This window comes from Streptomyces sp. bgisy130 (genome assembly GCF_057708345.1).
Genome location: NZ_JBYISA010000036.1, coordinates 59,234 through 78,053, shown reverse-complemented (window position 1 = coordinate 78,053; position 18,820 = coordinate 59,234). Strand labels below are relative to the sequence as shown.

Below are 18,820 nucleotides of genomic sequence, written 5' to 3'. Positions count from 1 at the left end.
TCCACGGCGGCGCAGGGGCCGCCACCCCGGGGCCCCTGTCCGCCGCCCCACGAGGAAGCCGTCTCACGCGCCGACCCGCCCCCCTGGAGGCCCGGGTCCCCTGAACGCTTCCCTTCCCCTCCGCTTCCGGGCGGCGGCCGCGCCGACACTTGTCCTGTCGCGCCCAGGCACGGCCGCCGCCCGGAACAACACCGGACACCTCTCAGCTTTGTTTCAACAAACTGTTGACGTTTGGTCGTAGCGCTTCTTACGCTCCGACACGCGGAAGCCAACTTCCGCGCTCTCGTACGGAAGGTCACCATGTCGAAGCCCACGCTGACGGCGCGCTTTCTCACTACGGAGGCTGGCGCCCCCGTCGCCGACAACCAGAACTCCGCCACCGCCGGCGTCGGCGGCCCGATCGTCCTCCAGGACCAGCACCTGCTGGAGAAGCTCGCCCGCTTCAACCGCGAGCGCATCCCGGAGCGCGTGGTGCACGCCCGTGGCTCCGGCGCGTACGGCTACTTCGAGGTGACCGACGACGTCACCGCCTTCACCCACGCCGGCTTCCTCGACACCGTCGGCAAGCGGACCGAGACCTTCATCCGCTTCTCGACCGTCGCCGACAGCCTCGGCGGCCCGGACGCGGCCCGTGACCCGCGTGGCTTCGCCCTGAAGTTCTACACCGAGGAGGGCAACTACGACCTCGTCGGCAACAACACCCCGGTGTTCTTCATCAAGGACCCGATCAAGTTCCCCGACTTCATCCACTCGCAGAAGCGCGACCCCTTCACGGGCAAGCAGGAGCCGGACAACGTCTGGGACTTCTGGGCGCACGCCCCCGAGGCCACCCACCAGATCACCTGGCTCATGGGCGACCGCGGGATCCCGGCCTCCTACCGCCACATGAACGGCTACGGCTCGCACACCTACCAGTGGACGAACGCCGAGGGCGAGGGCTTCTTCGTCAAGTACCACTTCAAGACCAACCAGGGCATCCGCTGCCTGGACGCCGAGCAGGGCGCCGCGCTGTCCGGCTCGGACCCGAACAGCCACCAGACCGACCTGCTCCAGTCGATCGAGCGGGGCGTGTACCCCTCCTGGACGCTGTATGTGCAGATCATGCCGGCGGCCGAGGCGGCCGACTACCGCTTCAACCCGTTCGACCTGACGAAGGTGTGGCCGCACCGCGACTACCCGCTTCAGCGCGTGGGCCGCCTGGTCCTGGACCGCAACCCCGACAATGTCTTCGCCGAGGTCGAGCAGTCCGCGTTCTCCCCGAACAACTTCGTGCCGGGCATCGGCCCGTCCCCGGACAAGATGCTCCAGGGCCGGCTGTTCGCCTACGCCGACGCACACCGCTACCGCCTGGGCGTCAACCACACCCAGCTGCCGGTGAACGCCCCCAAGGCGACCGAGGCCGCCAACTACGGCCGGGACGGTCTCATGGCGACCAACGGCTACGACCGGTACGCCAAGAACTACGAGCCCAACTCCTACAGCGGCCCGGTGCAGACCGGCCGGCCGCTCTCCGCCCCGCTCGCCGTCTCCGGCCACGTCGGCACCCATGAGGCGCCCGCGCACACCAAGGACGACGACTTCTTCCAGGCCGGTGAGCTCTACCGGCTGATGTCGGAGGACGAGAAGCAGCGGCTGGTGAACAACATCGCCGGCGGTCTCTCCCAGGTCAGCCGCGACGATGTGATCGAGAAGAACCTCGCCCACTTCCACGCCGCCGACACGGACTACGGCAAGCGCGTCGAGGCCAGGGTCCGCGAGCTGCACGAGGACTGACGGGAGGTCAGTTCCTCGTGCTTCCGTACCGGCGGTCCATTGAGGGGTGCCGGCGGTACGGAGTGGGAGTGCGAGCTCCGCGGCATACGGGAGCACGCAGTGCGGTGGCAGCGCTCGCCCGACAGGAAGGGCGCGCCCGCTCCCCCGCCGCGGAGCCCGCCTCCTCCCCCAGACTCCGTCCGGCGGTGCGATGTCCCGTCGCGCCCGATTGCCCGCGCTGCCGGACGGAAACCACTACAGGGCCCGGCCTCCGTACGGTCACGGACGCCGGGCCCTGTCGCACCACGGCGAGTCCTGCGCGCCGCGATACGCACCTCCGGGCGCCGTGACTCCCCCTCGGTTCTCCCCCACCCGGCACTCACCGCCGCAATTCGGCCCCCGGCACCCGACTTTGGAGGGACCATGGGGGCAGCAGCAGATCCGACTGTCTGCCGCCCGACCTGCCAGGAGTCGACCATGGCCGACAGCGTGCCGGTGCGGTGCCCCACGTGCCGCCGCGAGAACGCCTTCACCCCGCCCACCTTCCCGTGCGCCTGCGGGGCCCCGCTCACCATGCCCGTACTGCGCGGCGGGATTCCCGTCGAGATACTCCACCGCACCTGGCAGGCGTCCTGGGTGGAGGTGCGCTGCGAGGTCTGCGGCCGGCAGGACGAATGGCCGGCGCCGGAGTCCGGCTGCGCCTGCGGCACGGTCGTCCGGGTCCCCGTCGCCCCCGCGCCCCCGCTGCCGCCCCCGAACTTCCCGTCGTCCGGCCCACCCGTACCGATGCCCACACCGAACCCCGCGCCGAAGCCCGCCCCACCACCGGCCGCCGACCCCGCACGCGCCCTCCTGCGGCCCGCGTTCCGCCCCGTCACCATCCGCACGGCCCGCGACTGCGTCACCGCCGCCGAGCAGTATCTGAAGTGGCTGGGTTACGCCGATGTCGCCCGCACCCAGGAACGCACCGCCTCCGGCGTGGACCTGCGCGGCACGGGCGTGGTCGCCCAGGTCGACCCGACCACCCGCGCCACCAAGCTCCGCGAGATCGAATGCGTCTGGCTCAACGGCCTCAACGACTCCGCCATAGCCGTCTTCTTCTCCCTCGCCGGCTACGCACGGGACGCCCGCACCCGCGCCGACGACCTCCACATCCCCCTCTTCGTCATGGACCTCACCGGCACCCCACAGCCGGTCAACGACCCGGCCGACGAACTGATCAAGTACGGGGCGGCAGGGCGGTGAGCGGGGGGCGGCCGGGGTGACTGCCGCGGACACCACTGGGCCGCCGCAGCCCCCGCCGGCCACAAAACCCACTAGCCCGCCCCCTCGGAACCGGCGACACTGATGTCGTGATCATCCAGGTGCCCACACTCGACGAACTGCCCGCACTGCGCGCCATCGAGCGAGCGGCCGGCGAGCCCTTCCGCGCCCTCGGCATGGCGGCGATCGCCGACGACGAGCCCCCGTCGATCGAGCAGTTGACGGAGTTCCAGCGGGCGGGGCGGGCGCTGGCCGCGTACGAGGAAGCCGGGCCGGACGGCGAGGGCGGCCACCCGGTCGGCTATCTGCTCTGGGAACCGGTCGACGGCTGCACCCATATCGAGCAGGTCTCGGTCCACCCGGAGTACGCCCACCGTGGCATCGGCCGGGCTCTCATCGACCGGGCGATGTCGGAACCTTCCACACCCTCACGGCAATCCGGAAAGGACGGCGGCCGGGTCGCGCTGACCCTGACCACCTTCACCGAGGTGCCCTGGAACGCGCCGTATTACGCCCGGATCGGATTCCGGGTCCTCCCCGAGGCCGAACTCACCCCCGGCCTACGGGCGATCCGCGCCCACGAGGCGACGCTGGGGCTGGACCGCTGGCCGCGGGTGGCGATGCGCCGCGAGGCCGACTGGGAGCCCGGGGAGGGCTGAGACGGCGGGTCAGAACTCCGTATCTGCGCTCGGCGGGTCTGTGCGCCACGGTGCGTCGGGGCGGGTCGGGCGGGCATCGGCGGCGAGGCGGAGAGCGTAGACAGCGCCGTCCGGATCGTCGTTCGCTACCGGTCCGAGATAGTGATGGCCGGTCATATGGCACCAGGCCGGCAGATCGAGCGGAGCCGCCGGATCGGTCGCGAGGACATGCACGACCGTGCCCGGCCCGGCTTCGGCGATCTCGGCCCGCAGCCGCAGGAGGAGGGTCACGCAGAGCAGGCCGGTGCCGTCGACGGTGATGTCCGCTGCCGGTACGGGGCCGGGGGACATCGGGCTCGTGGCCGTCATGCGCGGGGTGTGCCGGTCAGCAGCATGCTGAGGTCCAGGGCCGGGGCGCTGTGGGTGAGCGCGCCGATGGAGACCATGTCCACCCCGGCCTCGGCGATCGGCCGCAATCGTTCCGGGGTGACTCCGCCGGAGGCTTCGAGAACGACTCCGGCGCCGGGGGCGAGCTCCGCCCGGGCCCGCACGACCCGCCTGATCTCGTCGACCGTCATGTCATCGAGCATGATCCAGGTCACCCGCGCACGCAGTGCTTCCTCCGCCTCCGCCACGGTCTCCACCTCGACGTCGATGAGCGTCTCCCGGCCCTCGGCCGCCATTCCGGCGCGGACCGCGTCGATCGCCGCGGTGACGCCGCCGGCAGCTGCCAGGTGGTTCTCCTTGAGCAGCACCATGGCCGAGAGGTCGAGCCGGTGGCTGGTGCCGCCCCCGGACGTCACGGCGTACTTGTCCAGGGACCGCAGCCCGGGGGCCGTCTTGCGGGTGTCGAGGACCTTGACGTCCAGGTCGGCGACCAGGTCCGCGTACTGCTTCGTCAGCGTGGCGATGCCGCACATGCGCTGGAGGAAATTCAGCGCGGTGCGTTCCCCGGTGATCAGGCTGCGCGCCTCGCCGGCTAGGCGGACCAGCGTCCGGCCCGGTGAAACGAGCGTCCCGTCCGCCACCAGCACCTCCACCGTCACATCGGGGTCGAGCTGGCGGAACACCTCGGAGACGGCGGGCAGTCCGCTGACCACCCCCGGCTGCTTCGCGATGATCTCGGCCTGCGTACGCAGCCCCGCGGGCACACTCCAGCGGGTGGTGACATCGTCCCGACAGCCGTCCTCGGCAAGCGCACGGGCGACGGCGTCACGTACCGCTAACGCAGGGAAATCCATTGCTCCTCATTTCTGTGTGGCGCGGACTCGGTTTGTCGTTACGGGAGTTGAGGGCGTACCGCTGCTCGCCGTTCCCGTCCCGGACCACCGACTCTGCTTCGATTTCAGAAACAGTACTCCGCCTTCGGTGATTTGAGAATCGATACCCGGGAGGGGGCGGAGAGGGCCGGGGAGCGCCCGGCCGACTCCGTGAATCCTGCGGCCGGGTGCGCCCGCCACGCCCGCGACCGGCCCCCGGCCGGGGAGAATGTGAGCATGATCGACGCGAATGCCCTGCGGGACGTCTGCCTGGATTTCAATGGTGCGACCGAGGAATTCCCCTTTCCGCGGCACCCTGATGTGTCCACCTTCAAGGTCGGCGGCAAGATCTTCGCGCTGACGACGCTGACGGATACGCCGCTCACCGTGAGCCTCAAGTGCGAGCCCGAGCTGGCGGAGCGGCTGCGGGCGGCGCACCCCGAAGTGGTGCCGGGCTACCACCTCAACAAGCGGCATTGGAACACCGTTTCGCTGGACGGGGACCTTCCCGACCGGCTGGTGCTGGACATGATCGAGGACTCGTACGACCTCGTGGTCGCCTCGCTGCCCAAGGCGCAGCGGCTGCTGCTGGACTGGCCGGGAGAGCGGCGGGCCTGAACGGCCGCTGACCGCCCCATGCGTGACGAGCCCCAGCCCCACCGCCCCGCGGCGTAGGCTGGCGCGATGCGAACTCCCCGCCAGGCGGCCCGGGTTGCGGTGCTCGACCCCGACGGTGCGCTCTTCCTCCTCCGGTACGACAACGAAGAGGTGGGGGTGCACTGGGCGATGCCCGGCGGCGGGCTGGACCCCGGCGAGGCGCCGCGGGCGGGGGCGCGGCGCGAGCTGCGGGAGGAGACCGGCTGGACCGATCTGGAGCCGGGGCCGCTGCTGGGCACCTGGGAGCACGATTTCACCCGGGTCGGCGTCCCCGTACGCCAGCACGAGCATCTCTATCTGGCCCACGGGCCGCGGCGGGAGCCGGCCGAGGGGGTGGCGGCCGCCCATGTGGACGACAAGATCCTGGGCTGGCGCTGGTGGAGTCCGGCCGAGCTGGCCGCCTCCGCCGACCCGCTCTGGCCGCCCCGCCTCGCCGATCTGCTCGCACCGTGGCGGGGCGCGGCCGGTCACGCCACCGCGGCACCCGGGCCGGTCGACCTGGGGTACGTCCCGCGGGAGGCGGCGCGGCCACACTGAGCACCCCGCGCCCGCACCCCCGCCCCGGCCTCACCGCGGCACCCGTCCCACCTCCTTCGCCAGCCGCTCGCGCAGTTCGATCTTGCGGACCTTGCCGCTGACGGTCATCGGGAAGGCGTCGAGGATCTCCAGGCGGCGGGGCACCTTGTAGTGGGCGAGGTGGGAGCGGCAGTAGGCGGCCAACTCGTCGAGGGTGAGCGGGTCTTCGGGGTCGCGGAGGATGACGCAGGCGGCGATCTCCTCGCCGTACTTCTCGTCGGGGACGCCGACGACCTGGACATCGGCGATCTTGGGGTGGGAGTAGAGGAACTCCTCGATCTCGCGGGGGTAGACGTTCTCGCCGCCCCTGATGATCATGTCCTTGATGCGGCCGACGATCCGGACGTAGCCGTCGTCGTTCATCACCGCGAGATCACCGGTGTGCATCCACCGGGCCGGGTCGATGACCTCGGCGGTGCGCTCGGGTTCCGCCCAGTAGCCGAGCATCACGCTGTAGCCGCGGGTGCGCAGTTCGCCGGGGGTGCCGCGGGGCACGGTCACTCCGCTCGCCGGATCGGCGACCTTCACCTCGATGTGCGGCAGCACCCGGCCGACGGTCGCGGTGCGGTGGGCGAGGTCGTCGTCGCAGCGGGTCTGGGTGGAGACCGGTGAGGTCTCGGTCATGCCGTAGCAGATGGAGACCTCGGACATATGCATCTCGGTGACCACCCGCTTCATCACCTCCTCGGGGCACGGCGAGCCCGCCATGATGCCGGTGCGCAGCGAGGAGAGGTCGTAGGAGGCGAAGTCGGGGTGGTTGAGCTCGGCGATGAACATGGTGGGGACGCCGTAGAGGGAGGTACAGCGTTCGTCCTGGACGGCCCGCAGGGTGGCGGCGGGGTCGAAGGCGGGGCCCGGGATGACGATGCAGGCGCCGTGCGAGGTGCTGCCGAGGTTGCCCATGACCATGCCGAAGCAGTGGTAGAAGGGCACCGGCAGACACACCCGGTCCGCTTCGGTGTAGGCGAGGGTCTCGCCGACCCAGTAGCCGTTGTTGAGGATGTTGTGGTGGGAGAGGGTGGCGCCCTCGGGGAAGCCGGTGGTGCCCGAGGTGTACTGGATGTTGACCGGGTCGTCGGCGGTCAGCTCCTGTTCGCAGGCGGTGAGCCGGTGCGGCGGGACGGTGGCGCCGGCGGCCAGCAGTTCGCCCCAGGTGTCGTCGCCGAGGTAGATCACCTCGCGCAGCGCCGGGCACTCGGCGCGTACCTGCTCGATCATCCCGCGGTAGTCGCTGGTCTTGTGGTGCGTGGCGGACACCAGGACGCTGATGCCGGCCTGCCGCAGGACGTAGCCCAACTCGTGGACGCGGTAGGCGGGGTTGACATTGACGAGGATCGCGCCGATCCGGGCGGTGGCGTACTGGACGAGGACCCACTCGGCGCAGTTGGGCGCCCAGATGCCGACCCGGTCGCCCTTGACGACGCCCCTGGCGAGCAGGCCGAGCGCCACCTCGTCGACCGCGCGGCCCAGTTCGTCGTAGGTCCAGCGGCGGCCGCTCGCCACTTCGACCAGCGCCTCACGGTCGCCGAACCGGGCGATGGTGCGGGTCAGATCGGTGCCGATGGTGTGGCCGAGCAGCGGCCGCCCGGCGGTCCCGCAGGCGTACGACAGCTCCGGTTGCTGCTGGCTCATCGGTGGTTCTCCTCCCAGTACTCGGCACCGCCGTCGCCCTGCGCGGTGCGCTCGCGCAGCTCGATACGGCGGATCTTGCCGGAGACGGTCTTCGGCAGCTCGGCGAACTCCAGCCGCCGGATGCGCTTGTAGGGGGCCAGCACCGCACGGGAGTGCTCGAAGATCAGCTTCGCGGTCTCCGGGCCGGGCGACCACCCGGCCGCCAGCACCACATACGCCTTGGGGACGGCCAGCCGCAGCGGATCGGGGGCCGGCACCACGGCGGCCTCGGCGACCGCCTCGTGCTCCAGCAGGGCGCTCTCCAGCTCGAACGGGGAGATCTTGTAGTCGGACGCCTTGAAGACGTCGTCGGCGCGTCCGATGTAGGTGATCCAGCCGCCGCGGTCGCGGCTGCCGATGTCGCTGGTGCGGTAGTAGCCGTCGGCCATCGCCTCCGCGGTGCGTGCCGGGTCCCCGTGGTAGCCGGTCATCAGGCCGACCGGCCGGGCGGAGAGGTCGAGGGCGATCTCCCCCTCGTCGCCCGGTGTGCCGCTGACCGGGTCGAGGAGGACGACGTCGAAGCCGGGGGTGGGACGGCCCATGGAGCCCGGTTTGACGGTCTGACCTGGGGTGTTGGCCACCTGGACGGCGGTCTCGGTCTGTCCGAAGCCGTCCCGGATGGTGACGCCCCAGGACTGCCGCACCTGCTCGATGATCTCCGGGTTGAGCGGTTCACCGGCCGCGACGATCTCCCGCGGCGGTTGGCGGAGCGCGGACAGATCGGCCTGGATGAGCATCCGCCAGACGGTCGGCGGGGCGCAGAAGCTGGTGACGCGGGCCCGGTCCATCTCCGCCATCAGGCGGGCCGCGTCGAAGCGGGTGTAGTTGTGGATGAAGACGGTGGCCTCGGCGTTCCAGGGCGCGAAGAGATTGGACCAGGCGTGCTTGGCCCATCCGGGCGAGGAGATGTTCAGATGCACATCGCCGGGCCGCAGACCGATCCAGTACATCGTCGCGAGATGCCCGATGGGGTACGAGGCGTGGGTGTGCTCGACGAGCTTGGGGCGCGCGGTGGTGCCGGAGGTGAAGTAGAGCATCAGGGCGTCGTCCGCCCGGGTGGGCCCGCCCGGCTCGAAGGTCTCGGGGCTCTCGTACGCGTCCTCGTACGCCAGCCAGCCGTCCGGCGCACCACCGACCGCGATCCGGCTGTAGTCACCCGCCACGCCGTCGAACTTGGCGGTGTCGTCGGCGCGCACGATGACATGCCGGGCATGGCCACGGTCGATCCGGTCGGCGAGGTCGACGGGGCCCAGCAGCGGCGTCGCGGGGATGACGACGGCGCGCAGCTTCATGGCGGCGAGCGCGGTCTCCCACAGCTCCACCTGGTTGCCGAGCATCATGACGATGCGGTCACCGGCGCCCACGCCCTGGGCGGACAGCCAGTTGGCGGCCTGGCCGGAGCGGCGGCGCAGGGCGTCGAAGCTCAGCCGGGTCTCGCTGCCGTCCTCCTCGACGATGTGCAGCGCGGTGCGGTCATTGCCGTGGGCCATGGTGTCGAACCAGTCCAGCGCCCAGTTGAAGTGCTCCGGGCGCGGCCACCGAAACGCCGCGCGGGCCGCGGCATAGTCCTCCCGGTGCCGCAGCAGCAGATCCCGCGCCGCCCGGAACTCCTCGGTGGCGGCCGGTGCGCGCCCCGCCGCACCGGATTCCGTGTCCGTCATATGTCCTCCTCATTGCCGCACCGCTACCTGCCATCGTGTAATCAGTGGCCCATGTCTCACCACCCCCGAATGGGGGGAAGCGGAGGTTCGGCGTGCGGCTCGACCCGGATGCCCACGAGACGGCGGACGTACGGGCGGCGCTGTCGCGGCTGCGGCGGGACAGCGGGCTGCCGGTGGCATTCGGCGGTCTGCGGGCCCGTGCGGGCCACTACCGCATCAACGAGCTGGCCGGTACGGAGACCGCGGTGCTGCGCGGCCTGGACATCGTGCGGGGCAACGGGCTGGGCGGGAAGGCCGTGGCGCTGTCCCGCCCGCTCGCGGTCACCGACTACAGCGCCTCATCGGTGATCAGCCATGAGTACGACGCGGCGGTGGCCGCCGAGGGGCTGCGCTCGGTGCTCGCCGTACCGGTGATCGTCCGGCGCCGGGTGCGCGGTGTCCTGTACGGGGCACTGCGCCGCCCGGTACGGCTCGGCGACCGTCCGCTCTCGGCGGCCATGGACGTGGCACGGGAGCTGGAACAGGCACTCCTGCTCCAGGACGAGGCCGCACGGCTGCTGTCGGTGGCCCAGGGGGCCCCATCCACCGCCGACGATCCGGCCCGGTGGGAAGAGGTCCGCGAGGCACACGGCGAACTGCGCGGCCTGGCCCAGCGGGTCGGCGATCCGCTGCTGCGGCAACAGCTGCTGGCGGCCTGCGGACGCCTCGCGACGGCCGCATCCCGTCGCCCCGGCACGGACGCCGCGGCCCCCGCCCTCTCACCACGCGAACTCGACGTACTGGCCTGCGTCGCCTCGGGCGCCACGAACGCGGAGGCGGCGGAGCGCCTGCTCCTCCGCCCGGAAACCGTGAAGAGCTACCTCCGCTCCGCGATGCGGAAGTTGGGCGCCCATACCCGCCTCCAGGCGGTGATCGCGGCGCGCAGGGCGGGGGTGTTGCCGTAGGGCGAGCGGGGGCTACGTGACGGGCAGCGGCCCGGCCCTCCCCCGTGAAGGCCGGACCGCCCGTCCGACGGCTACTTGTCGGCAGTCAAAGTCCCCGCCGCCGCCCAGCTGTCTGCGGGGACTTCCTGGATCCAGACCGTGACGGTCTCGGCGGGGATGCGGTATGCGTCCACGAACGCATCGGTGATCTGCTTGACGAGCTCCCGCTTCAGTTCGACGCTGCGCGGGCCCTGCTGAACGGTGACCGTGGGCATGAGGGAACTCCCTTGTGGAGAGAGGCCGTTGGGCAGCGGGAACGCGGAGGTTCGCGATTTTGCCCGGCCTGGGGGTCCCGGGGATTTCCCGGGCTTCCGGTGGTTGACCGGCGTGTCCTCAGTCCATCGCGAACGGCTCGTGCGACCAAGAAGCGGATCGTGCACACAGCGATCACCGATCGAGATCGAGCGCCTCGCTCGCGTCCGGCGCCGTACAGGCCCGCAGCAGCGGATCCATCCCGGCGGGCGGGTCGGACCGGCGTACCGCAAGTGAGGTGGTGAGCTCCATGCCCGGGTCGCGGAACGGGAGGAAGGCGACCCGGGGCGTGCTCAGCCGGCGGGCGTGCGAGGCGTAGACGACGGTCCACAGGCCGTCCTCCGGGCCGCGGGCGCCGATCGCGGTCAGGGTGTCGTCCAACGAGCCGTAGGCGGGGCCCGGTACGGGGACGAAGCCGGCGTCGTGGCAGGCGTTGACGACCAGGTCGACCAGGGCGCGGTTGTTGCGGCGGGCGGTCAGCACCAGTGGGACGGGGCCGAGGTCGGCGAGCGTGACCGGGCCGGGGGCGGCGGCCAGGGGGTGCCGGGCCGGGACGACCGCCACCAGCGGGTCCTGCCACAGCGGGACGAAGCGCAGCCCGTCCCGGCCGGCGTCATCCGGGTCGCCGCGGAGGAAGGCGGCGTCCAGCTCGCCGGACGCCACCCGGTCGAGCCGGTCCCGGGCCCGTACGGCCACCAGCTCCACCCGGGTCTCCGGGGCGAGTCGGGCCAGTGTGTCCAGCACCCGGTCGAGGTGGGCGCCCAGGCCCGTGCTCGTGCCCAGGCGCAGGGTGGCACCCCGTCCGCCGGTCAGCTCGGCGACGGCGGCGCGGGCCCGTTCCTCGGCGGCGAGCAGCGCCCGCGCCTCCGGCAGGAACCGCTCGCCGACGGCCGTCAGCCGCACCTGGCGGGCCGAACGGTCGAACAGCTCGGTCTTCAACTCCCGCTCCAGCCGCCGGATCTGCTGGCTCACCGCCGACTGGACGATATGCAGCCTCTCGGCCGCCCGCCCGAAATGCAGCTCCTGCGCCACCGTGACGAAGTACCGCACCTGCCGCAGCTCCACGCCTCTCCCCTCCCGGCCGGACAATTGCGTTGCCGCGATGCCGCCGCCCGGACATCATCCCCCCATGATCGACGCCACCGCACTCGCCGAGAAGCCGGTGCTCACCGGCCCCCGGGTCCGTCTCGCCCCGCTGTCCCTACGGCATGCGGCCGCCTTCCACACCGCCTGCCAGGACCCGGAGACGCGTCGGCTGACCGGCACTCACCATGATTTCACGCTGGCGGAGTTGCAGACCTGGTGCGCCGGCAGTGCCGACCGCGCGGACCGTCTGGACCTCGCCATCGAGGACCGGGCCCGGCGGGCCGGTTCCCCGGCCCGCCGTCCGGAACAGCGACGAGCTCAGTAGTTCTCCCCGGTGAACGGCAGCCACTCGGTCGCCAGCGCGGCGTCCAGGCGGCGGGCCGCGCCCGGGGTGTGTTCGGTGACCAGTCCGGCGTGGACGAAGTGGCGCAGGGGGGTGGCGCCGAGGTAGCAGGAGGCCAACTCCCGTACGTCCAGGGAGAGATCGGGTGCCTCGGTGGTCGGGTCCCAGGTGGCGCCGTCGGGGCCGGCGGTCAGGCGGAAGCGGCCCGCGTTGGCCGGGAGGGCGGCATCGCGCAGGTCGAGGACCAGGTCGACGGGGGCCACCCAGGAGCGGGTGGTCAGCGCGGCGCGGACGTCCACGAGCCGGAGCCACAGGGAGGGTTCCTGGCCGGTGACGCGTACCTGGTCGCGGTCGGCGGCGAGGTGCAGGAGCGGGTCGTCGGCGGGGCGGGCCGGGACCCGTACCGTCGAGGTGAGGTCGATCGAGGCGAGGTAGGACCACAGGGCGGCGGCGACGGGGGCGGACTCCGCCTCCAGTTCGTCGACGAGGACCACTCCGGGGCGGTCCTCGCCCGGGCCGCGGGTGCGGTAGACGGCGTAGCCGGCGGGTATCTCGCCGGGGTCGCCCAGCGTCACCACCCGCGCCGCGCCGAAGCCGTCCCGGTCGTCGCCGCCGCGCGACCCGTCGAGGTCCAGCACATGCTCGCGCCACCAGGCCGCGTCGCGGGTGAAGCGGCCGGCGCGCTGCGGCAGGGTCGCGTCGTAGCGCGGGGCGAGCACGGTGGGCGCGTCGGCCGGGTCGATCAGCCGCAGCGGGCGGCGGTCGGGGGTGACGCGCAGCGCGAGCGGGCGGGCGGAGTCGATCTCGACACGGTACGACTCGGTGGCGGCGCCGTAGCCGAAGCGGCCGTAGATGGCGCTCTCGGACGCCCAGAGGCAGGACACCGGGCGCTCCTCGGCGGCACAGCGGCGCCAGAGTTCGTCCAGCATCGCGGTGAGGATTCCGCGGCGCCGGTGGGTGGGCGCGACGGAGACGAAGTCCAGTGCGGCGCAGGGGAGTTGACCGCCCGGCACGGTGAGGGTGAGGCGGTGGGCGCCGGCCACCCCGCTCAGCCGCCCGTCGTCGTAGGCACCGATACGGGTGCAGGCGCGCAGCGTCCTGCGGTGGTATGCGCGGGTCTTGTCGGCGGGCTTGAGGTGGAAGGCGAGGTGGACCAGGTCCAGGGCCTGGTCGAGGTCGGCCTCGGGGATGTCCTGGAGGGCCGTGGTCGCGCGCGCGTCGTCGTCACTGGTCACCCCGGGACGCTAACCCGGCGCCCCGGGAGCTTCACCCTGTTTTTGCGGGGGGGGGGCACCCCACAGCCGCCCCCCTCACGCCACCGACCCGATCCGCCCCAGCGTCATGCCCGTGTCGTGATGGATCGGCGTGTGCGCGCCGGTCAGCGGGCTGCCGGTGCCGCCGCGGCGGTTGGCGACGATCTCGGCTGCGATGGAGAGGGCGGTCTCCTCCGGCGTGCGTGCGCCGAGGTCGAGGCCGATGGGTGAGCGCAGCCGGTTCAGTTCGAGTTCGGTCAGGCCGACGTCCCGCAGCCGTTGCTGGCGGTCCAGGTGGGTGCGGCGCGAGCCCATCGCGCCGACGTAGGCGACCGGGAGCTTGAGCGCCCGCTCCAGCAACGGGACGTCGAACTTGGCGTCGTGGGTCAGGACGCAGAGCACCGTGCGGGCGTCGAGGTCCTGGGAGTCCAGGTAGCGGTGCGGCCAGTCGACGACGATCTCGTCGGCGTCCGGGAAGCGGGCCCTGGTGGCGAAGACGGGGCGGGCGTCGCAGACCGTGACGTGGTAGTTGAGGAACTTGCCGACCCTGACCAGCGCGGCGGCGAAGTCGATCGCACCGAAGACGATCATGCGCGGCGGGGGGACGGCGGACTCGACGAGCAGGACCACGGGCTGGCCGCAGCGCGATCCGCTGCGCTGCGCACCGTCGTCGCTCTCCGCTTCCTCGCCGGGCGCGAAGCCCGTGCCGATCTCCAGGCTGGTGGTGCGCCCGGCGTCCAGCAGGGCGCGGGTCTCCTCGACCGCGGTGCGGTCGAGGGCGGGGTGGCCGCCGAGGGTGCCGGTGTGGCTGCCGTCGGCGCGTACGAGCAGGGCGCGGCCGAGGAGTCCGGCGGGGCCCTGGACGACCCGGGCGAGCGCCGCCGCCTCGCCGGACGCGGCGGCGGCCAGCCCGGCGGCGAGCGTGCCGGCGGTGCGGTCCACCCGCTCCCCCGCGAAGCCGCCGTCGCCGGTGGTCGCGGGGGCGCTCGTCCGTATCGGCTGGACGAGGATGTCGATGATGCCGCCGCAGGTCAGACCCACGGCGAAGGCGTCCTCGTCGCTGTAGCCGAAGCGCTCCAGAACCGGCTCACCGGTCTCCAGCGCCTGTTGGCACAGCTCGTACACCGCCCCCTCCACACATCCGCCGGAGACCGACCCGATCGCCGTGCCGTCACTGTCGACGGCCAGCGCGGCCCCGGGCTGGCGGGGCGCGCTGCCGTTGGTGTCCACCACGGTGGCCACCGCGAAATCACGGCCCTGCTCGACCCACCGGTGCAGCTCTTCGGCGATGTCCAGCATGTCGGTCTCCTAACGGACGGGGGGCAGCCGGCGGGCGGTTACTTGACGCCCAGCCACTGCTCGATCGGATGGAGCGAGAAGTAGACGACGAAGACGGCGGTCAGCACCCACATGAAGCCGCCGACCTCCCGCCACTTGCCCTGGGCCGCCTTGATGGCGGCGTAGGCGATGACACCGGCGCCGACGCCCGCGGTGATGCTGTAGGTGAACGGCATCAGGGCCACGGTCAGGAAGACCGGTATGGACACCGAGCGGTCGCGCCAGTCCACATGGCCGGCGGCGCTCATCATCATCGAGCCGATGACGACGAGGGCGGCCGAGGCGACCTGGGCCGGGACGAGCTGGGTGAGCGGCGTGAAGAACAGACAGGCCGCGAAGAACAGGCCGGTGATGACGGACGACAGGCCGGTCCGCGCCCCCTCGCCGACACCGCTCGCCGACTCGATGAACACGGTCTGACCGGACGAGCCGGTGATGCCGCCGATGGCACCGCCCGCGCCGTCCACGAACAGCGCCTTGGACAGGCCCGGCATCCGGCCCTTGTCGTCGGCGAGCTTGGCCTCGGTGCCGACGCCGATGATGGTGGCCATGGCGTCGAAGAAGCCGGCCAGCACCAGGGTGAAGACGATCATGCCGACGCTGAGTGCGCCGATGGAGCTCCAGCCGCCGAACTCCACATGACCGAAGAGGCCGAAGTCGGGCATCGCGACGGCGCTGCCGGTCAGCTCCGGGGGTGTGCCGCCCCAGTCCTTGGCCGTCAGCCCGCCGATCCTGGTGGCGGCGATGGACAGGACGCTGCCGATGACGATGCCGATGAGGATGGCGCCGGGCACCTTGCGGGCCTGGAGCATGAAGATCAGCAGCAGCGTCACACAGAAGAACAGGACGGGCCAGCCGGCCAGCTGCCCGGTGAGGCCGAGGGTGACCGGGCCGCCCTCACCCTTGCCCACGAAACCGGCCTTCACCAGCCCCAGCAGCGCGACGAACATCCCGATGCCCATGGTGATCGCGTGCTTGAGCGCGAGCGGGATGGCGTTCATGATCATCTCGCGCAGCCCGGTCACCACCAGCAGGCAGATGACCACGCCGTACACCACACACATCCCCATGGCCTGCGGCCAGGTCATGTTCGGGACGACCTGGGCGGTCAGCGCGGCGGAGACGTTCAGACCGGCCGCGAGCGCCAGCGGCACCTTGCCGATGAAGCCCATCAGCAGTGTGGAGACCGCCGCGGCGAGCGCGGTCGCGGTGACCACGCCGGCATGCGCGAGGGTGTGCTTCTCCACGTCCGGTGTCGAGAGGATCAGCGGGTTGAGCAGGAGGATGTAGCACATCGCCATGAAGGTGGTGATGCCGCCGCGCACCTCTTGCGCGACCGTCGATCCTCTGTCGGAGATGTGGAAGTACCGGTCGAGCCAGGAGCGGCCGGCGGGCTGACGTGAGCCGGCGCCCGCGTCTTCCGCCGTCGTCCTCGGCTCAGTGGACTGCTGGGTCATGGTGCCTTACTCCCAAGGTTCACAGGGGCACTCGCACGGGGTGCGAGATTTGGGATGGATCTTCGGCTGCACGACCCGGGGGACGGCCCGAGACGAACGGGGGTACTGGCTCCGGCGGACCGGAGCAGCGACTGCGTACTGCGACTGTGCGGGCCGGTCTCCGGGCGGTACGCGGAGGAGGACGGACAGGGACACCCCTGACACGCACCGCCCGGAGGCCGGGGTCCGGGGTCGCCCCCGGACGGCTCTCTATGTGCCGGTGAGGTGCTCGGGGCGCACCGGCGTCTTGTTGAGCTCCAGCCCGGTCGCGTTCCGGATCGCCGCGAGGACGGCCGGCGTGGACGACAGGGTGGGGGCCTCGCCGATGCCGCGCAGCCCGTAGGGGGCGTGCTCGTCGGCGAGTTCGAGCACATCGACCGGGATGGTCGGTGTGTCGAGAATCGTGGGGATGAGGTAGTCCGTGAAGGAGGGGTTGCGCACCTTCGCGGTCTTGGGGTCGACGAGGATCTCCTCCATCACCGCCACGCCCAGGCCCTGGGTGGTACCGCCCTGGATCTGGCCGACGACGGACAGCGGGTTGAGCGCCTTGCCGACGTCCTGGGCGCAGGCCAGCTCGATGACCTTGACCAGGCCGAGTTCGGTGTCCACCTCGACGACCGCGCGGTGGGCGGCGAAGGAGTACTGGACATGGCCGTGGCCCTGGCCGGTGACCAGGTCGAAGGGCTCGGTCGGGCGGTGGCGCCACTCGGCCTCGATCTCGACGGCCTCGCCTTCGAGGACGTCCACCAGGTCGGCGAGGACCTCACCGCCGTCGGTGACGACCTTGCCGCCCTCCAGCAGGAGTTCGGCGGTGGCCCACGCCGGGTGGTACGTGCCCATCTTGCGGCGGCCGAGCGCCAGGACCTTCTCGCGGACGAGCTCGCAGGAGTGCTTGACCGCGCCGCCGGTGACGTACGTCTGACGGGAGGCCGACGTCGAACCGGCGCTGCCCACCTGGGTGTCGGCCGGGTGGATCGTCACCTGGGTGACCCCGAGCTCGGTGCGGGCGATCTGCGCATGGACGGTGACACCGCCCTGGCCGACCTCCGCCATCGCGGTGTGGACCGTGGCGACCGGCTCGCCGCCGATGACCTCCATCCGCACCTTGGCGGTGGAGTAGTCGTCGAAGCCCTCGGAGAAGCCGACGTTCTTGATGCCGACCGCATAGCCGACACCGCGGACGACACCCTCGCCGTGGGTGGTGTTGGACAGCCCGCCGGGCAGCTGACGAACGTCGGCGCCCTCGCTGGACTCCCACTGGCGCTCCGGCGGCAGCGGGCGGGCCTTGACGCGGCGCAGGATCTCGGCGACCGGGGCCGGCGAGTCGACCGGCTGCCCGGTCGGCATGAGCGTGCCCTGCTCCATGGCGTTGAGCTGACGCAGCTCGACCGGGTCCAGGCCCAGCTTGGCCGCCAGCTTGTCCATCTGCGCCTCGTACGCGAAGCACGCCTGGACCGCACCGAAGCCGCGCATGGCGCCGCAGGGCGGGTTGTTGGTGTAGAGCGCGACGGCCTCGATGTCGACGTCGTCGATCACGTACGGACCCACCGCCAGCGAGGCGGCGTTGCCGACCACGGCCGGGGACGCGGAGGCGTAGGCACCGCCGTCCAGCACGATCCGGCACTTCATGTGCGTGATCTTGCCGTCCTTGGTGGCGCCGTGCTCGTACCAGAGCTTCGCCGGGTGCCGGTGGACATGGCCGAAGAAGGACTCGAACCGGTTGTAGACGATCTTGACCGGCTTGTTCGTACGCAGCGCCAGCAGACAGGCGTGGATCTGCATCGACAGGTCCTCGCGGCCGCCGAACGCGCCGCCGACGCCGGAGAGCGTCATCCGGACCTTCTCCTCGGGCAGGCCGAGGACGGGGGCGATCTGGCGGAGGTCGGAGTGCAGCCACTGGGTGGCGATGTAGAGGTCCACCCCGCCGTCCTCGGCGGGCACCGCGAGGCCGGACTCCGGGCCGAGGAATGCCTGGTCCTGCATGCCGAAGACGTACTCGCCGGAGACGATGACATCGGCCTTCTTGGCGGCCGCGCCGGCATCGCCTCGGACGATCGGCTGACGGTGGACGATGTTGGGGTGCGCGACATGCCCGGCGTGGTGGTCGTTGCGGCCTTCGTGGAGCAGCGGCGCGTCGGCGGCGGTCGCGGAGGCCTCGTCGGTGACGACGGGCAGTTCCCGGTACTCGATCTTGATCTTGGCGGCCGCGCGCCGCGCCGTCTCCGGGTGGTCGGCGGCGACCAGGGCCACCGGCTCGCCGTGGTGGCGGACCTTGCCGTGCGCCAGAACCGGGGTGTCCTGGATCTCCAGGCCGTAGTTCTTGATCGACGTAGGCAGGTCGTCATAGGTCAGCACGGCGTAGACGCCGGACTGTGCGAGCGCCTCGGAGGTGTCGATGGAGACAATCTCGGCGTGCGCGACGGTGGAGCGGAGCGTGAAGCCCCACAGCATGTCCTCGTGCCACATGTCCGAGGAGTACGCGAACTCGCCGGTGACCTTCAGCGTCCCGTCGGGACGCAGGGTGGACTCGCCGATGCCGCCCTTGGTCTGCGAACCCTGGGTGATCTTGGTGGGGGTTCCGGTGGTTCCCAT

17 protein-coding genes are annotated in these 18,820 nt (G+C 71.7%); 7 read left to right on the top strand and 10 right to left on the bottom strand.

All coding sequences use genetic code 11. From position 1 onward, the window contains the following. Positions 1–315 precede the first annotated feature (315 nt). The 3 genes from AC3EUV_RS31515 to AC3EUV_RS31505 all read left to right on the top strand — a co-directional run bounded on the left by AC3EUV_RS31515 (position 316) and on the right by AC3EUV_RS31505 (position 3,674). Positions 316–1,773, top strand: a complete 1,458-nt coding sequence (locus AC3EUV_RS31515) for a catalase (protein WP_435604414.1) — start codon at positions 316–318, stop codon at positions 1,771–1,773. A gap of 456 nt (positions 1,774–2,229) precedes the next feature. Further along, complete coding sequence (locus AC3EUV_RS31510) at positions 2,230–2,997, top strand: hypothetical protein (protein ID WP_432145660.1); 768 nt, start codon at positions 2,230–2,232, stop codon at positions 2,995–2,997. 107 nt (positions 2,998–3,104) lie between these two features. Then, positions 3,105–3,674 carry a GNAT family N-acetyltransferase gene (locus AC3EUV_RS31505; protein WP_435604412.1) on the top strand — a complete coding sequence of 190 codons (570 nt, stop codon included), beginning with the start codon at positions 3,105–3,107 and terminating at the stop codon, positions 3,672–3,674. Positions 3,675–3,683: 9 nt separating this feature from the next. Here the strand turns inward: AC3EUV_RS31505 and AC3EUV_RS31500 are convergent, their stop codons facing one another. Together AC3EUV_RS31500 and nadC are read right to left on the bottom strand one after the other, a co-directional pair. After that, the gene (locus tag AC3EUV_RS31500; RefSeq protein ID WP_432145658.1) at positions 3,684–4,022 is read right to left on the bottom strand and encodes a sulfurtransferase TusA family protein; all 339 of its coding nucleotides are present in this window, start codon (positions 4,020–4,022) and stop codon (positions 3,684–3,686) included. Beyond that, positions 4,019–4,894, bottom strand: a complete 876-nt coding sequence (nadC, locus tag AC3EUV_RS31495; RefSeq protein ID WP_432145657.1) for a carboxylating nicotinate-nucleotide diphosphorylase — start codon at positions 4,892–4,894, stop codon at positions 4,019–4,021. Before nadC ends, AC3EUV_RS31500 begins: the two co-directional genes overlap by 4 nt. Positions 4,895–5,149: 255 nt before the next feature. Between nadC and AC3EUV_RS31490 the strand changes: the two genes are divergently transcribed. Together AC3EUV_RS31490 and AC3EUV_RS31485 are read left to right on the top strand one after the other, a co-directional pair. Further along, positions 5,150–5,530: an MmcQ/YjbR family DNA-binding protein gene (locus AC3EUV_RS31490; protein WP_432145654.1), complete on the top strand. Its 381-nt coding sequence runs from the start codon at positions 5,150–5,152 to the stop codon at positions 5,528–5,530. A gap of 66 nt (positions 5,531–5,596) precedes the next feature. Continuing rightward, a complete protein-coding gene (locus AC3EUV_RS31485) occupies positions 5,597–6,106 on the top strand; it encodes an NUDIX hydrolase (protein ID WP_435604411.1) in 510 nt (169 codons plus the stop codon). A gap of 30 nt (positions 6,107–6,136) precedes the next feature. Here AC3EUV_RS31485 and AC3EUV_RS31480 read toward each other — a convergent pair whose 3' ends face one another. Continuing rightward, positions 6,137–7,777, bottom strand: coding sequence for an AMP-binding protein (locus AC3EUV_RS31480; protein WP_435604410.1), 1,641 nt, complete (start codon positions 7,775–7,777; stop codon positions 6,137–6,139). Continuing rightward, positions 7,774–9,477 (bottom strand): AMP-binding protein, encoded by a 1,704-nt coding sequence (locus tag AC3EUV_RS31475; protein WP_435604409.1) that lies wholly within the window; start codon positions 9,475–9,477, stop codon positions 7,774–7,776. The genes AC3EUV_RS31480 and AC3EUV_RS31475 overlap by 4 nt, the downstream gene beginning before the upstream one ends. 92 nt (positions 9,478–9,569) lie before the next feature. Here AC3EUV_RS31475 and AC3EUV_RS31470 point away from each other — a divergent pair, with 92 nt between their 5' ends. Continuing rightward, positions 9,570–10,421: a LuxR C-terminal-related transcriptional regulator gene (locus AC3EUV_RS31470; RefSeq protein WP_432145650.1), complete on the top strand. Its 852-nt coding sequence runs from the start codon at positions 9,570–9,572 to the stop codon at positions 10,419–10,421. A gap of 71 nt (positions 10,422–10,492) precedes the next feature. On the opposite strand, the gene dmpI is transcribed toward AC3EUV_RS31470, so the two are convergent. Together dmpI and AC3EUV_RS31460 are read right to left on the bottom strand one after the other, a co-directional pair. Continuing rightward, positions 10,493–10,675, bottom strand: a complete 183-nt coding sequence (gene dmpI / locus AC3EUV_RS31465; RefSeq protein ID WP_432145649.1) for a 4-oxalocrotonate tautomerase DmpI — start codon at positions 10,673–10,675, stop codon at positions 10,493–10,495. A 172-nt stretch (positions 10,676–10,847) separates the two neighbouring features. Next, positions 10,848–11,777 (bottom strand): LysR family transcriptional regulator, encoded by a 930-nt coding sequence (locus AC3EUV_RS31460; protein ID WP_432145648.1) that lies wholly within the window; start codon positions 11,775–11,777, stop codon positions 10,848–10,850. 64 nt (positions 11,778–11,841) lie between these two features. Between AC3EUV_RS31460 and AC3EUV_RS31455 the strand changes: the two genes are divergently transcribed. Beyond that, positions 11,842–12,123, top strand: coding sequence for a GNAT family N-acetyltransferase (locus AC3EUV_RS31455; RefSeq protein WP_432145647.1), 282 nt, complete (start codon positions 11,842–11,844; stop codon positions 12,121–12,123). Here AC3EUV_RS31455 and AC3EUV_RS31450 read toward each other — a convergent pair. The 4 genes from AC3EUV_RS31450 to AC3EUV_RS31435 form a co-directional block, all read right to left on the bottom strand. After that, on the bottom strand, positions 12,117–13,376 hold the full coding sequence (locus tag AC3EUV_RS31450) for a GNAT family N-acetyltransferase (protein ID WP_435604408.1): 1,260 nt from the start codon (positions 13,374–13,376) through the stop codon (positions 12,117–12,119). The two genes, AC3EUV_RS31455 and AC3EUV_RS31450, sit on opposite strands and share 7 nt — an antisense overlap. A 75-nt stretch (positions 13,377–13,451) precedes the next feature. Further along, positions 13,452–14,693, bottom strand: coding sequence for an XdhC family protein (locus AC3EUV_RS31445; RefSeq protein WP_435604407.1), 1,242 nt, complete (start codon positions 14,691–14,693; stop codon positions 13,452–13,454). A 38-nt stretch (positions 14,694–14,731) separates the two neighbouring features. Then, complete coding sequence (locus tag AC3EUV_RS31440; RefSeq protein WP_432145644.1) at positions 14,732–16,189, bottom strand: NCS2 family permease; 1,458 nt, start codon at positions 16,187–16,189, stop codon at positions 14,732–14,734. 249 nt (positions 16,190–16,438) lie between these two features. Beyond that, on the bottom strand, positions 16,439–18,820 hold the full coding sequence (locus AC3EUV_RS31435; protein WP_432145643.1) for a xanthine dehydrogenase family protein molybdopterin-binding subunit: 2,382 nt from the start codon (positions 18,818–18,820) through the stop codon (positions 16,439–16,441).

What these genes read in the sequence shown, in the direction of transcription:
- AC3EUV_RS31510 (WP_432145660.1), top strand. Translation starts at nt 2,230, where the DNA reads ATGGCCGACAGCGTGCCGGTGCGGTGCCCCACGTGCCGCCGCGAGAAC.
- AC3EUV_RS31500 (WP_432145658.1), bottom strand. Translation starts at nt 4,022, where the DNA reads ATGACGGCCACGAGCCCGATGTCCCCCGGCCCCGTACCGGCAGCGGAC.
- nadC (WP_432145657.1), bottom strand. Translation starts at nt 4,894, where the DNA reads ATGGATTTCCCTGCGTTAGCGGTACGTGACGCCGTCGCCCGTGCGCTT.
- AC3EUV_RS31490 (WP_432145654.1), top strand. Translation starts at nt 5,150, where the DNA reads ATGATCGACGCGAATGCCCTGCGGGACGTCTGCCTGGATTTCAATGGT.
- AC3EUV_RS31485 (WP_435604411.1), top strand. Translation starts at nt 5,597, where the DNA reads ATGCGAACTCCCCGCCAGGCGGCCCGGGTTGCGGTGCTCGACCCCGAC.
- AC3EUV_RS31480 (WP_435604410.1), bottom strand. Translation starts at nt 7,777, where the DNA reads ATGAGCCAGCAGCAACCGGAGCTGTCGTACGCCTGCGGGACCGCCGGG.
- AC3EUV_RS31475 (WP_435604409.1), bottom strand. Translation starts at nt 9,477, where the DNA reads ATGACGGACACGGAATCCGGTGCGGCGGGGCGCGCACCGGCCGCCACC.
- dmpI (WP_432145649.1), bottom strand. Translation starts at nt 10,675, where the DNA reads ATGCCCACGGTCACCGTTCAGCAGGGCCCGCGCAGCGTCGAACTGAAG.
- AC3EUV_RS31455 (WP_432145647.1), top strand. Translation starts at nt 11,842, where the DNA reads ATGATCGACGCCACCGCACTCGCCGAGAAGCCGGTGCTCACCGGCCCC.
- AC3EUV_RS31445 (WP_435604407.1), bottom strand. Translation starts at nt 14,693, where the DNA reads ATGCTGGACATCGCCGAAGAGCTGCACCGGTGGGTCGAGCAGGGCCGT.
- AC3EUV_RS31440 (WP_432145644.1), bottom strand. Translation starts at nt 16,189, where the DNA reads ATGACCCAGCAGTCCACTGAGCCGAGGACGACGGCGGAAGACGCGGGC.
- AC3EUV_RS31435 (WP_432145643.1), bottom strand. Translation starts at nt 18,820, where the DNA reads ATGGGAACCACCGGAACCCCCACCAAGATCACCCAGGGTTCGCAGACC.